Consider the following 12,612-nt stretch of genomic DNA (forward strand, 5'->3'; position numbering starts at 1 on the left):
GTCGCCGGGGCGGATCGATCAGCGATTCATGCGCCGATCGATCAGGTCATTGACCACGCCGGGTTCGGCCAGGGTGGAAGTGTCGCCGAGATTGCCGTAGTCGTTTTCGGCAATCTTGCGAAGAATTCTGCGCATGATCTTGCCCGAGCGCGTCTTCGGCAGACCGGGCGCGAACTGGATGAAATCGGGCTTGGCGATCGGGCCGATCTCGGTGCGCACCCACTGGCTGAGTTCGCCCAGCAGGGCGTCGCTGGGTTCCTTGCCGGCCGACAGGGTGACGTAGGCATAAATCCCTTGCCCCTTGAGGTCGTGTGGAAAACCGACCACCGCGGCCTCGGCGACGCTGGGGTGGGCGACCAGCGCCGATTCGATCTCGGCGGTGCCCATGCGGTGGCCGGAGACGTTGAGCACGTCGTCCATACGACCGGTGATCCAGTAGTATCCGTCCTCGTCGCGGCGCGCGCCATCGCCGGTGAAATACACGTTTTCGAAGGTCGCGAAGTAGGTCTGGAAGAATCGTTCATGGTCGCCGAAGATGGTGCGCATCTGGCCCGGCCACGAACCTTTGAGGACCAGCGCGCCATTGTTGGCGCCGTCGAGTTCATTGCCGTCGGTATCTACCAGCGCCGGCTGCACGCCGAAGAATGGTCGGGTGGCCGAACCCGGCTTGAGGTCGGTGGCGCCCGGCAGCGGGGTGATCAGGGTGCCCCCGGTTTCAGTCTGCCACCAGGTGTCGACGATCGGACAGCGCCCGTCGCCGACCACGTGGTAGTACCACTCCCAGGCCTGGGGATTGATCGGTTCACCGACGCTGCCGAGCACTCGCAGGCTCTTGCGCGAACACTTTTTGACCGGTTCGTCGCCGTCGCGCATCAGGGCGCGAATGGCGGTTGGGGCAGTGTAGAAGCTGTTGACCTGATGCTTGTCAATGATTTCCCAGAAGCGCGAGTTGTCCGGATAGGACGGTACGCCCTCAAACATTACGGTGGTCGCTGCATTGGCTAGCGGGCCGTAGACGATGTAGCTGTGACCGGTCACCCAGCCGACGTCGGCGGTGCACCAGTAGACCTCCCCGGGGCGATAGTCGAACACCAGTTCGTGCGTCATGCCCGCGTACAGCAGGTAGCCCGCCGAAGTGTGCAATACGCCCTTGGGCTTGCCGGTCGAGCCGGAGGTGTAGAGGATGAAAAGCGGGTCCTCGGCGTTCATTTCTTCCGGCGGGCAGTCGCTGTCGGCGCTTGCGGTGATTTCTTCATACCAGAGGTCGCGGCCATCGGTCCATTCGATATCACCGCCGGTGCGCTTGACCACGATGACTTTTTCAACCGTGGTGACACGTTCCTGGGCCAGCGCCTTGTCGACGTTGGCCTTTAGCGGTACTTTCTTGCCGCCGCGCACGCTTTGGTCGGCGGTGATCACGATGGAGGCTTCGCAGTCGACGATGCGATCGGCCAGCGCGCCGGGAGAGAAGCCGCCGAAGACGACGGAATGAACGGCCCCGATGCGGGCGCAGGCCAGCATGGCGACGGCGGCTTCCGGAATCATCGGCAGGTACAGCGTGACCCGATCGCCTTTCTTGACGCCCTGTTCGCGCAACGCGTTGCCCAACCGAGAGACCTTTTCGTGGAGCTCGCGGTAGCTGATGTGCAGACTGTTGTCGGGATCGTCCCCCTCCCAGATGATGGCGGTCTGGTCGCCGCGCTCTTCCAGATGAAGATCCAGGCAGTTGTAGCTGACGTTGAGCGTGCCGTCTTCAAACCAGCGGATATGGAGGTCATCCTTGGCGAAGGAATAATTGCTGACCTTTGAGAAAGGCTTGATCCAGTCAAGGCGCTGACGCGCCTGCTCGCCCCAGAAGGCATCCGGGTCGCGAATGGAGTCGGCATACATCTTCTCGTACTGCTGCTTGTCGATGAGGGCATCGAACTGTGCGGGCACCGGGTAGATTTTTTCTTCGCTCATGATCGTTTCTCGATGGGCTTTCGAATTCGGCCCCCAGTCTATCAATGCCGGGGAATCGCGACACATTCGACTTAAGTCGCTAGCTGCGACTAAGGTCGAATGCGTTCTGCCTGGCTCACTGATATGCTGTTAACGCTTCCATAACAAGAGGAGAGAGAGCATGAAATCACGAGGGCTGAAGAAACTGGTCGTGGCGCTATGCGTCGCGGGTCTAACCGTGCCGGCATGGGCCGACGCCGACCCATCTGAACGCGAACGCGCGTTGGAGCAGCGCGTCGCCGATCTTGAGCGCATGGTCCAGCGGCTGTTGTCTGAACGCGAAGACGAGACCGAAGAGGCTGCACCGCAGCTTGAGCAGGAGGTTGAGGAACTCCGTGCTGAGGTGGCCCGCCTCGATACCGAGAAGGCCGAGCAGGTAATCAGTCCGGGCACCAACTTCAGCTTCGGCGGTTTCATCAAGCACGACATGATGTACAGCCGCTACAGCGACGGAACGCCGGCGCCGCAGAGTATCTTGCGCGACTTCTACGTTGCCGGCGCCGTGCCGGTCGGGGGCGAAGAGTCGACGACCGATTTCGATACCCATGCCCGCGAGACCCGGTTCATCTTCAACGTCGAGCGGCCTGAAGACGGTCTCCAGGGTTACATCGAGATGGACTTCACTTCCCGCACGGGGGGTGACGAGCGCCTGACCAATGCAACCAGCCCGAGTATCCGGCACATGTTCGTGCGGTGGAACAATCTCCTCGCCGGCCAGCACTGGTCGACCTTCCAGAACGTCGGTGCGCTACCGGAAAATCTGGACTTTGTCGGTCCGGCCGAGGGCACGATCTTTGTCAGGCAGCCCCAGATTCGCTACACCAACGGGCCCTGGCAGTTCTCGCTGGAAAACCCCGAGACTACGGTGACCCCCTTCGGCGGTGGTGGCCGGATCGTGACCGACACGGCCAGCGTGCCCGATGTCGTGGTGCGCTACAACCACTCGGCTGACTGGGGCTCTTTCGTGGCTGCCTTCATGGGTCGGCAACTCGGTATCGATGGCCCAGGCGGCACTGAGCGCGAGACCTCGTTTGCATTCAGCCTGTCGGGCAAGTTCGACATTGGCCGCAACGATATCCGCTGGATGTTCTCAGGCGGTCCGGGCATCGGACGCTACCTGGGCCTGAACACCGCCAACGATGCGGTGCTCGACGCCGGTGGTGATCTGGAAGCCATCGACGCCTATGGCGGGTTCTTGTCCTATCGTCATTTCTGGTCTGACCAGTGGCGCTCAAACTTCACCCTGTCTGCCTTCAGCGCCGACAACGAGACCAATCTGACCGGGTTTGGTGTGACCGAGCAGGCTGAGAGCGCGCACGTGAACCTGATTTACCAGGCCAATTCAAAGCTTCGCTTCGGTGCCGAGTACATCTACGGCCGGCGCGAGGTTGAATCCGGCGCCTCAGGCAACATGAACCGTCTGCAGTTCTCCACCATTTACGCATTCTGATCCTGTTGGCGATCTTCCGGTCGTCGGCCACAGGCCGGCGGCCGGATGCTGTGCCAAGCAGCGTTTGTGCCTCGCTTCTTCATGCTATGTTCGCCATCCGTAATAGCCAAACGGCTCGGGTGTGCCCAGTTCCGAATCCCACAACATGAGTTCTTCCGACCGCGCGACCCTGTTGTCGCAGGTGGCCGAGGCGCTGGTCACCGCCGGGCCGGAGTCGATCGATGCTTTGATCGAGCAGGCGTTGGCAAGAACGGGCCGTCTGCTGGAAGTTGATCGCTGTTCCCTGTTTCTGTTCAGCGAGCGCAGCACTGAACTCGAGCTGACCCACGGCTGGGAGGCCAAGGGTGTCCCGGCGCTGCCGCTGAAATCCATGTCCTCGGTGCCGGCGGCCAAATTGTTCCCCAGAACGATGGAGGCCCTGCTCACGGGTCGGGCTTTGCCGATCAGCGACACCCGCCGGCCCGACAAAGTGATTCAGGATGAGGGCGAACGTCTGTTGCAATTGGGCATTCGCGCCATCTTGCTGGTACCAATGTTTGCCGGCGAGCGTCCCGTTGGCCTGATCGGCATCGATCGGGCCAGTGCAGTGAGGGACTGGTCCGGGGATGAATCGACTCTGCTGGATAATCTTGGCCAGTTTCTGACCCACGCGTTGCTGCGCGTGCGCGCCGAGCAGACATTGCGGCAGGTCAAGGAGCGGTACCAGGCCTTGACCGAGAAGAGCCAGAGCATCCTGTTCGAGGTCGGTCGGGATGGACGCTATAACTTCGTTTCCAGTAACGCAGAGGCCATAACCAGCTACCGGGCCGACGAGCTGGTCGGACGCTCGTTCCGGGATTTTCTGCATCCTGAGGATCTGCCGGACCTGCTCGCTAAATTTCGAACGGCGATGACCGATTCCGCGGCACTGCCCGTGCTCGAGTATCGGGTGATTCACGGGGATGAAAGCGTGCACTGGCACCGGGCCGTGCTCGTGCCCTTGCGTGACGAGTGCGGCAGTATCCGCGGCGTGGTTGGCACTGCCCTCGACATTACCGATCTCAAGGAGCTTGAATCCCACCTCCGAGGCGAGGCCGCGCTCACAGCGCTGCTGGTGCGAATGGCCACCCACTACATCAATCTGCCGATTCGTGATTTCGAGTCGGCAATCGCCCGCTCGCTGCGCGAGCTGGGACAATTCGTTGGCGCTGATCGGGCGTACGTCTTTCGCTATGATCGTGAAGCCGGAGTGGCGAGCAATACCCACGAGTGGTGCGCGGCCGGCATCACGCCCCAGATCGAAGAGCTGCGCGCCGTGCCGCTGGACCAGATCAGCGACTTTGCCGCTTTGCACCAACGGGGCGAGCCGATCCACATCGCTGAGGTTTCGTCCTGGCCCCATGAAGGCACGCGCGAAATTCTGGCCGCACAGCATGTCCAGTCGCTGGTGAGTGTGCCCTTGATGCTCGACGGCGAGTGTCTGGGCTTTGTCGGCTTCGACTACGTGCGTGCCCCCAGGGACTATTCCGGCAACGAGATCCATCTGCTGACCGTGTTTGCCCAGATGTTGGTCAACATGCGGGTTCGGGGAAAAATCGAGCGCCAGCTCGCCGATGAACGTCGTCGTCTCGGCGAGATCATCGACGGTACCGACGCCGGCACCTGGGAATGGAATCTGGAAACCGGCGAGATGCGGTTCAATCACCGCTGGGCCGAAATGCTGGGTGTCGCGTCGGTGGAGGATCTGCCACCGACCTCGAGCGACTGGGCCCACCACGTTCATCCCGACGACGCCCGCGTGGGGATGGAGAACCTGATCGGCCACCTGAAGGGGCTGCAACCCAACCTGGAAACCGAAATCCGGGTCCGCCGTGCTGACGGAAGCTGGCTGTGGATTCTGGTACGCGGCCGGGCCTCGCACCGGGAAGCGGACGGCCGGGCACGCCTGATATCGGGCATTGCCATCGACATCCAGCAGCGCAAGCAGGCCGAGGCCGAGCTGCGCAAGGCCGCCAGCGTTTTCACCCACTCTGGCGAGGGCATTCTGATTACCGATCTGGACAATCGGATTGTCGAGATCAACGAAGGCTTTACCCGGATCACCGGCTACCCGCGAGAGGAGATCCTGGGGCGCAAGCCAAGCGTGCTTTCGTCGGGGCGGCACGACGAGGGTTTTTACAGTGCCATGTGGCGGGATCTTCTGGCCGATGGTTACTGGTCCGGCGAGATCTGGAACCGTCGCCGGGACGGCACCGAGTATGCCCAGCGCCTGACGATCTCGACCGTTCGCGACGATGATGGCAAACCCTCGCACTATGTCGGCCTGTTCGCCGACATCACGGCCCAGAAAAATTACCAGCGCGAACTGGAGCGCATGGCCCACTACGATTCGCTGACCGGCCTGCCGAACCGTATTCTGCTGGGCGATCGGCTCAGTCAGGCGATGTCGCAGGCGCGCCGCAACGGTCAACAGATCGCGGTGGCCTATATCGACCTGGACAACTTCAAATCCATCAATGATCGGCATGGACATCGGGCCGGCGATCAGGTGCTCAGGGCTGTTGCCCAGCTGTTTTGCGAGGTCCTGCGGGAAACCGATACGGTGGCGCGTCCCGGCGGCGATGAGTTTGTTGCCATTTTGACCGGGCTGGGGGCGGAGACCCAACTGGATCGGCTGCTGCAGCGGCTGTTGCACAAACTGGACCCGCCAATCGTTTTGGACGAGGTTGGCGTAAAGGTGAGCTTGAGCATCGGCGTGACGCTGTACCCCCAGGTTGGAGAACCGGAAGCCGATCAGCTGCTGCGCCAGGCAGACCAGGCCATGTTCGAGGCCAAGCGCAAGGGCCGCAATAATGTCTGTTACTTCGATACCGAGCTGGAGCGAAGCGCCCAGCAGCGTCGACTCGACCAGATCCGCCTGCGCCAGGCGCTGGCCGACGACGAGTTCGCCCTTTATTACCAGCCGCAGGTCGACCTGCAAACCGGCAGGGTTCAAGGTGTCGAGGCCCTGATTCGCTGGATTCATCCGGATCGCGGGCTGCTGGCGCCGGCGGCTTTCCTGCCCATGATCGAAGACCCCGCGCTGGCCGTTGAGCTGGGGCAGTGGGTGATAGAGCGCGCCCTGCAGGATAACGAGCATTGGCGCCGTGGCGGCCTCGACCTCGACATTGCGGTCAATGTTGACGCCGCCGATCTCCTGGCCCAGGATTTTACTGGCCGGCTGCAGCGCATCCTGGCTGACCACCCCGATTTTCCGGTAAGGCGGCTGATGCTGGAGGTGGTCGAAACCAGCATGCTCGAAGACATCTCGCAGGCCACTGCCATCACGCGCGCTTGCCAGGGGCTCGGAGTTGCCTTTGCGCTGGATGATTTCGGGACCGGTTTTTCGTCCCTGAGCCACTTGAAGCATCTTCCGCTGCAACAGCTCAAGATCGATCGCAGCTTTGTCTCCGACATGATGTCCGACGCTGATGATCTCGCCATCGTCGAAGCGGTGATCAACCTGGGCCAGGTGTTCAGTCTGGACGTGCTGGCTGAGGGCGTTGAATCGGATGAGCACGTCGAGGCCCTGATGCAGTTGGGATGCCGCCTGGCCCAGGGCTATCGAATCGCACGCCCCATGCCGGCCAACGAGATTTGCGGATGGGTCGAGGGCTGGAAATTGCCGGAATCCTGGCGTCGTGTTCGTCCTTTGCTACGCGAGAATCGGCCGCTGTTGTTTGCCGAAGCCGACCTGCGCTGTCGTCTGAAGCGGCTGGAAGCAGCGGTTGGTTCGCTTTCCACCCAGTGTCCGCTGATCCCGCAGCCGACGCCGCCCTCCGGACTGGAGAATTGGCTGGCCACGCATGGGCAAGCGCCGGCCGTTGAGGGCTTGATGGACATCGTTTCAGCGCTGATTGTCCGTGAAGAAGCGTTGCTGGATTTGTGTCGGGCGGGTCGGCAGGTGGATGCTGAAGCCGAGCTGGCGCGTTTTGCTGAGCCGGCGAGCCGGCTGATCGAACGCCTGCGAGGCCTGCGCAGCCAGGATCCAGGCACCGAGGCGTGATGATGAAAGCTTCATCGCAATGGCTGCTTGAGATCCATAAGCCGGGGCGAACCCTGAGGCTTGGCGGAGATTGGCGCATAGATCATGCCGCCGCGCTGCAGCGGACTCTGGACGACTGCTCTGAGGATTTTTCCGGCCTCGACGGAACCGATATCGCAGCGCTCGATGCCGCCGGCGCCTTCCTGCTGCTGGAGTTCGCCCGCCGCTGCGGGGTCGATGCCGAAGCGATCAAGCTGGAGGCCAGGCAGCGCGAACTGCTGTTCGCCGTGGCCCGCAGCCAGGAAATCGAAGAGCCGGGTGCCGACAGCGACGGCCCGCTTTGGCGGCGCGGCCTGGCCCGGCTCGGTGGTGCCGTCCTCGCGCTCAAGGTCAACACCTTCCGCTTGCTGGGTTTCCTGGGCCTGGCCCTGGCGACGCTGGCCGCCACGGTGCTGCGGCCAGGCCGCTGGCGGGTGACGGCGACCGTGCATCACATGCAGCAAAGCGGTCTGGACGCACTGCCGCTGGTCAGCCTGCTGAGTTTCCTGGTGGGCGCGGTCATCGCCTTCCTGGGCGCGACGGTATTGCGCGATTTCGGCGCCGAGTTGTTCGTGGTCGACCTGACCACCTACGCGTTCCTGCGCGAGTTCGGGGTTTTGCTGACCGCGATTTTGCTGGCCGGGCGCACCGCCAGCGCCTTCGCCGCCCAGATCGGAACGATGAAAAGCCGCGAGGAGATCGACGCCATCCGCACCCTGGGCCAGGATCCGATCGTGCTGCTGGTGCTGCCGCGCCTGCTCGCGCTTTTGATCATGCTGCCGCTGCTGTCGGTGGTCGCCACCCTGGCCGGACTTCTCGGCGGGCTGACGGTGGCGGTCTTCAACCTGGGCATCCCAACCGATTTGTTCATCAGTCGGGTCCAGGAGACCGCGACCTTAAGCCACTACCTGACCGGCTTGTCCAAGGCGCCCATTTTCGCCATGGTGATCGCGCTGGTCGGCTGTCTGGAGGGCTTCAAGGTCGCCGGCACCGCTCAGTCTGTGGGTGAACGCACCACCTCGGCGGTGGTTCAGAGCATCTCGCTGGTCATTATCATCGACGCGCTGGCGGCGGTTTTTTTCATGGAGATGGGCTGGTGAGCGAGGCGGTGATCCGGGTCCGCGGACTCAAGACCCAGTTCGGAACCCAGGTGGTTCACGAAGACCTGGATCTGGACGTCCAGCGCGGCGAGATCCTGGGCGTGGTTGGCGGCTCGGGCACCGGCAAGTCGGTGCTGATGCGCGCCATTCTCGGCCTGCTTTCCCCGCACGCCGGGTCGGTGGACGTGCTGGGTGAAACCGTTACCGGCCGGCGCGATCCGGTCAAGCTCAGGCGGCGGACGGGGGTGCTGTTTCAGGACGGCGCGCTGTTTTCCTCGCTGACCGTGCTCGAAAACGTCGAGGTGCCGCTCAAGGAGCATTTTCCGGAACTCTCAGCCCAACTGCGAGGAGACCTGGCGCGCCTGCGCTTGCGCCTGGTCGGCCTGGCCCCCGGCACCGGCGCCAAGCTGCCCTCGGAACTGTCGGGCGGGATGCGCAAGCGGGCCGGGCTGGCGCGGGCCCTGGCGATGGACCCGGAGCTGCTGTTTCTGGACGAACCCACGGCCGGACTCGACCCGATCGGTGCGGCGGATTTCGATGAGCTGCTCAAGACCCTGCAGCAGGCGCTGGGTCTGACCGTGTTCCTCATTACCCACGATCTTGATACGCTGTACGCCATCTGCGACCGGATCGCCGTGCTGGGCAAGGGCCGTATTCTGACGGTGGGTACGCGCGAGGAGGTCGAGGATTTCGATGACGACTGGATTCGGGATTATTTTCATGGACCGCGGGCCCGGTCCGCCCGGGCCGCCCAACGCCGCGGAGGCGACTGATGGAAACCCAGGCCAATCACGTTCTGATCGGTGCCGTGACCTTGCTCGGTGCGCTGCTGGCCGTCGCCCTGGGTTTGTGGTCGGCCAGCTACCGGGCCGATGCGGCCTGGCAGGAGTTCGAGATTCACTTCTCGCAGGCGGTCACCGGCCTGGCCGTGGGCAGCGTGGTCCAGTACAACGGCATCAACATGGGTGACGTGCGCGACCTCTATCTTGACCCGGACGATCCCAGCCGGGTGATCGCGCTGGTCCGGGTCGAGTCGTCGGCGCCGGTGCGCGAGGACACCACCGCCCGACTGACCATCAACGGTCTGACCGGGGTGTCGTTCATTCAGCTGCGCGGCGGCAGCGCCGACGCGCCGCCGCTGCGGTCGGACTCGGATAAGCCGCCGGTCATCGTCGCCGAAGAGTCGCCGCTGCAGCGGCTGCTCGAGCAGTCCGAAGACATCGCCAGCGCGGCCAGTGAGGTCATGCTGCGGCTGCTGGAGTTCTTGAGCGAGGACAACGCCGCCCGCGTGGCCGGTACGCTCGACAACATCGATGCGTTTACCGTGGCCATGGCCGAGGAGACCAATCGCATCAGCGCTATCGTCGGCAATTTCGAGCAGGGCAGCGCACAGGCCAACGAGACCCTCGCCGAGTTCAACCAGGCGCTGACCGAGTTGCGCGGACTCATGGCCAACCTGGATCAGCGGGTCGATGACTTGATGCCGCAGCTGGCCGCTGATCTCGAGTCCAGCCTGGCGCGCTTTGCCTCGGCGTCCGAGCGCGTCGATCGGATGCTGGCCGAAAACGAGCAGGCCATCGCCGAGTTCGGCAACGATACCCTGGCTCAGCTCGGACCGGCGGTGAGCGAGCTGCGCCAGCTGATGCGCGATTTTTCCCGCCTCAGCAGCCAGTTCGAGCGCCATCCTGCCCGCTTTCTGCTCGGCGGAGAGCAGCCGGAGGAGTACCGCCCGCAATGAGCCTGTCCCCCTCGATCTATCCCAATGCCCTGCGCCTGGCGAGTGTCGTGCTGGTTGCATTAAGCCTGTCGGCGTGCGGACTCGGCGGGCGATCGGCGCCGGTGACCATCGTCGCCCCGCAGATCGACCTTGAGACCCAGGCGCAGTGGCCCGAAGTCGACTGGGCGCTCCAGGTGCGCCGGCCCGTGGCCGATCGGATGCGCGATTCGGAGCGGATACTGATCCGCACCGGATCGTCGCGGCTGCAGACCTATCCGGCGGTGGCCTGGCTCGACAACGCCCCCGACATGCTCCAGGCGCTGATGATCCACGCCCTGGACGATTCCGACCGCTTTGCCGCCGTCGGCCGGCCGGGCAACCTGCGCGCGCGCTTCGCACTGGCGACCGAGCTGCGCCGCTTCGAAGGGGTCGACGACCACGCGTCCGCAATGGCCGTGGAGCTGGTGATCCAGTCGAATCTGATCGACCAGCGCAGCGGCGCGGTGGTGGCCAGCCGGACGTTTCGAGTAACCGAGCCGGCGGCCGGCAATCAGCTCGACGCGCTGGTGCCGGCCTTTGAGCGCGCGATCCAGAGCTACTTCGAGGATCTCATCGATTGGGTGCTGGTAGAGGGTCAGCGCCAGGAGCGCTGATTGGCCGCGCTTGCGTTCCGGCTGCTGACGCCCGGCCGGCGGTTATACTCGGCGCCTTGCCGATTCCTCGTGGTGATCTTTGCTCATGAACCAGTCCGCCAGCCATAGCCTGGGACAGCGTTTCGGTGCCTTCGTCGAGCGCGCCGGCCGCCGGATCCCGGATCCGGTCATCATCTTCATGGCCTTCTATCCGCTGGCCTTCCTGGCCACGGTCATCCTCGGCGGTCATCAGTTCGAGTCCATGGGCGCCGGCGGCGAGCCGGTGACCTACGAGATTCTGCCGATGTGGCAGGCCGAGCACGTGCGCTGGATCTTCGACAACGCCCTGCTGCGCAACTGGCTGGCCTTCGGCAACGGCGTGCTGGGGGTGATCCTGGTGGTCATGCTGGCCATCGGCATCGCCGAGAATTCGGGCCTGTTCGGCGCCCTGATCAAGCGCGCCGGGGCCTGGATTCCGCAGTCGCTTTTGCCGATGCTGCTGATGTTTCTGGGCATCATGAGCTCGATCGCCACCGACGCCGGCTACCTGGTGCTGATCCCGCTGGCCGGCCTGCTCTACGCCGGGCTGGGCCGCAATCCCCTGATCGGCATGGCCGCCGCTTTCGCCGGGGTGTCGGCGGGGTTTTCGGCCAACCTGATGCCGGGCACGCCGATCGACGTCATCATCGGCATGAATGCCGAAGTCTTTGCCGATGCGCAGGGTGTGCCGTTCACCACCGCCGACGGCAATACGCTGCGCCCGGCGACCATGAACTACTGGTTCATTCTCGCATCGACCTTCCTGCTGACGGCAACCGGCTATTTCGTGACCCGGCGCTTCGTCGAGCCGAAGCTGGAAGGCCAGGACTTCGTGGTGCCGGACGATCTGGACGCCGGCGAGTTCCAGGTCAGCGCGGCCGAGCGGCGCGGGCTGCGCTTCAGCCTGCTGGGCGTGCTGGTGGCCGCGCTGATGATCGCCGGCCTGATCTTCGGTCCGCTGGCGTCGTTCGAAAACGAGGCCGGTCAGGTCGTCCAGCCCTACATGGACAACATCATCCTGCTGATCTCGCTGTTTTTCGTCGTGGTCGGCGTGTTCTACGGCGTCGCTGCCGGCACGTTTGGTTCGGTGATGGACATCGTCCGGGCCATGGTCAAGCAGATGAACACCATGGGCTACATCCTGGTCCTGACCTTTTTCAGCTACAACTTCCTGGGCCTGCTCAGCTACAGCGGGCTGGGATCGTGGATCACTTACCTGGGGGCACAGAGCCTGCTGGCCCTGGGGCTGCAGCAGTTCCCGGTGCTGCTGCTGGTCGGCTTCGTCCTGACCACGGCGGTGATCAACATCTTCATCGGCGGCCTGACCTCGAAGTGGATGCTGCTGGGTCCGATCTTCATCCCCATGCTGTACTTCGTCAACCCGGCCATGACCCCGGACCTGGTCGCCGCGGCCTTCCGCGTGGCCGACTCATCGACCAACATCATCACGCCGATGATGACCTACGCCGGCGTGATCCTGGCCTTCATGCGCAAGTACCGGCCGGACATGGGTTTCGGCGACATGCTGCTGATCATGCTGCCGTACTCGATCGCCTTCATGCTGGTCTGGACCACGCTGCTGGTGGCCTTTTTCGTGCTGGGTATCCCGCTGGGCTTCTGATATGTACGGG

Annotated in this window: 8 protein-coding genes; 7 read left to right on the forward strand and 1 reads right to left on the reverse strand. The window is 63.6% G+C overall.

Annotated features, from left to right (window positions below; translation table 11 throughout):
• Positions 1-18: 18 nt before the first annotated feature.
• Positions 19-1,962: an acetate--CoA ligase gene (gene acs, locus G3I74_RS09585; protein ID WP_164211371.1), complete on the reverse strand. Its 1,944-nt coding sequence runs from the start codon at positions 1,960-1,962 to the stop codon at positions 19-21.
• Between the two features lie 160 nt (positions 1,963-2,122).
• Between acs and G3I74_RS09590 the strand changes: the two genes are divergently transcribed.
• The 7 genes from G3I74_RS09590 to G3I74_RS09620 all read left to right on the forward strand — a co-directional run bounded on the left by G3I74_RS09590 (position 2,123) and on the right by G3I74_RS09620 (position 12,602).
• On the forward strand, positions 2,123-3,451 hold the full coding sequence (locus G3I74_RS09590) for a DcaP family trimeric outer membrane transporter (protein WP_164211372.1): 1,329 nt from the start codon (positions 2,123-2,125) through the stop codon (positions 3,449-3,451).
• Between the two features lie 145 nt (positions 3,452-3,596).
• Positions 3,597-7,475, forward strand: a complete 3,879-nt coding sequence (locus G3I74_RS09595) for an EAL domain-containing protein (protein WP_164211373.1) — start codon at positions 3,597-3,599, stop codon at positions 7,473-7,475.
• A 2-nt stretch (positions 7,476-7,477) separates the two neighbouring features.
• Positions 7,478-8,593, forward strand: coding sequence for an MlaE family ABC transporter permease (locus G3I74_RS09600; RefSeq protein ID WP_239056816.1), 1,116 nt, complete (start codon positions 7,478-7,480; stop codon positions 8,591-8,593).
• Complete coding sequence (locus tag G3I74_RS09605) at positions 8,590-9,366, forward strand: ABC transporter ATP-binding protein (protein WP_338063090.1); 777 nt, start codon at positions 8,590-8,592, stop codon at positions 9,364-9,366. Before G3I74_RS09600 ends, G3I74_RS09605 begins: the two co-directional genes overlap by 4 nt.
• A complete protein-coding gene (locus G3I74_RS09610) occupies positions 9,366-10,331 on the forward strand; it encodes an MlaD family protein (protein WP_164211375.1) in 966 nt (321 codons plus the stop codon). Before G3I74_RS09605 ends, G3I74_RS09610 begins: the two co-directional genes overlap by 1 nt.
• Positions 10,328-10,963, forward strand: coding sequence for an ABC-type transport auxiliary lipoprotein family protein (locus G3I74_RS09615; RefSeq protein ID WP_164211376.1), 636 nt, complete (start codon positions 10,328-10,330; stop codon positions 10,961-10,963). Before G3I74_RS09610 ends, G3I74_RS09615 begins: the two co-directional genes overlap by 4 nt.
• 85 nt (positions 10,964-11,048) lie before the next feature.
• On the forward strand, positions 11,049-12,602 hold the full coding sequence (locus G3I74_RS09620; RefSeq protein WP_164211377.1) for an AbgT family transporter: 1,554 nt from the start codon (positions 11,049-11,051) through the stop codon (positions 12,600-12,602).
• Positions 12,603-12,612: the final 10 nt, after the last annotated feature.

Origin of the sequence: Wenzhouxiangella limi, assembly GCF_010499265.1 — a bacterium.
GTDB classification, from domain to species: domain Bacteria; phylum Pseudomonadota; class Gammaproteobacteria; order Xanthomonadales; family Wenzhouxiangellaceae; genus Wenzhouxiangella; species Wenzhouxiangella limi.

What these genes read in the sequence shown, in the direction of transcription:
- G3I74_RS09600 (WP_239056816.1), top strand. Translation starts at nt 7,478, where the DNA reads ATGAAAGCTTCATCGCAATGGCTGCTTGAGATCCATAAGCCGGGGCGA.
- G3I74_RS09620 (WP_164211377.1), top strand. Translation starts at nt 11,049, where the DNA reads ATGAACCAGTCCGCCAGCCATAGCCTGGGACAGCGTTTCGGTGCCTTC.
- G3I74_RS09595 (WP_164211373.1), top strand. Translation starts at nt 3,597, where the DNA reads ATGAGTTCTTCCGACCGCGCGACCCTGTTGTCGCAGGTGGCCGAGGCG.
- G3I74_RS09615 (WP_164211376.1), top strand. Translation starts at nt 10,328, where the DNA reads ATGAGCCTGTCCCCCTCGATCTATCCCAATGCCCTGCGCCTGGCGAGT.
- G3I74_RS09610 (WP_164211375.1), top strand. Translation starts at nt 9,366, where the DNA reads ATGGAAACCCAGGCCAATCACGTTCTGATCGGTGCCGTGACCTTGCTC.
- G3I74_RS09590 (WP_164211372.1), top strand. Translation starts at nt 2,123, where the DNA reads ATGAAATCACGAGGGCTGAAGAAACTGGTCGTGGCGCTATGCGTCGCG.
- acs (WP_164211371.1), bottom strand. Translation starts at nt 1,962, where the DNA reads ATGAGCGAAGAAAAAATCTACCCGGTGCCCGCACAGTTCGATGCCCTC.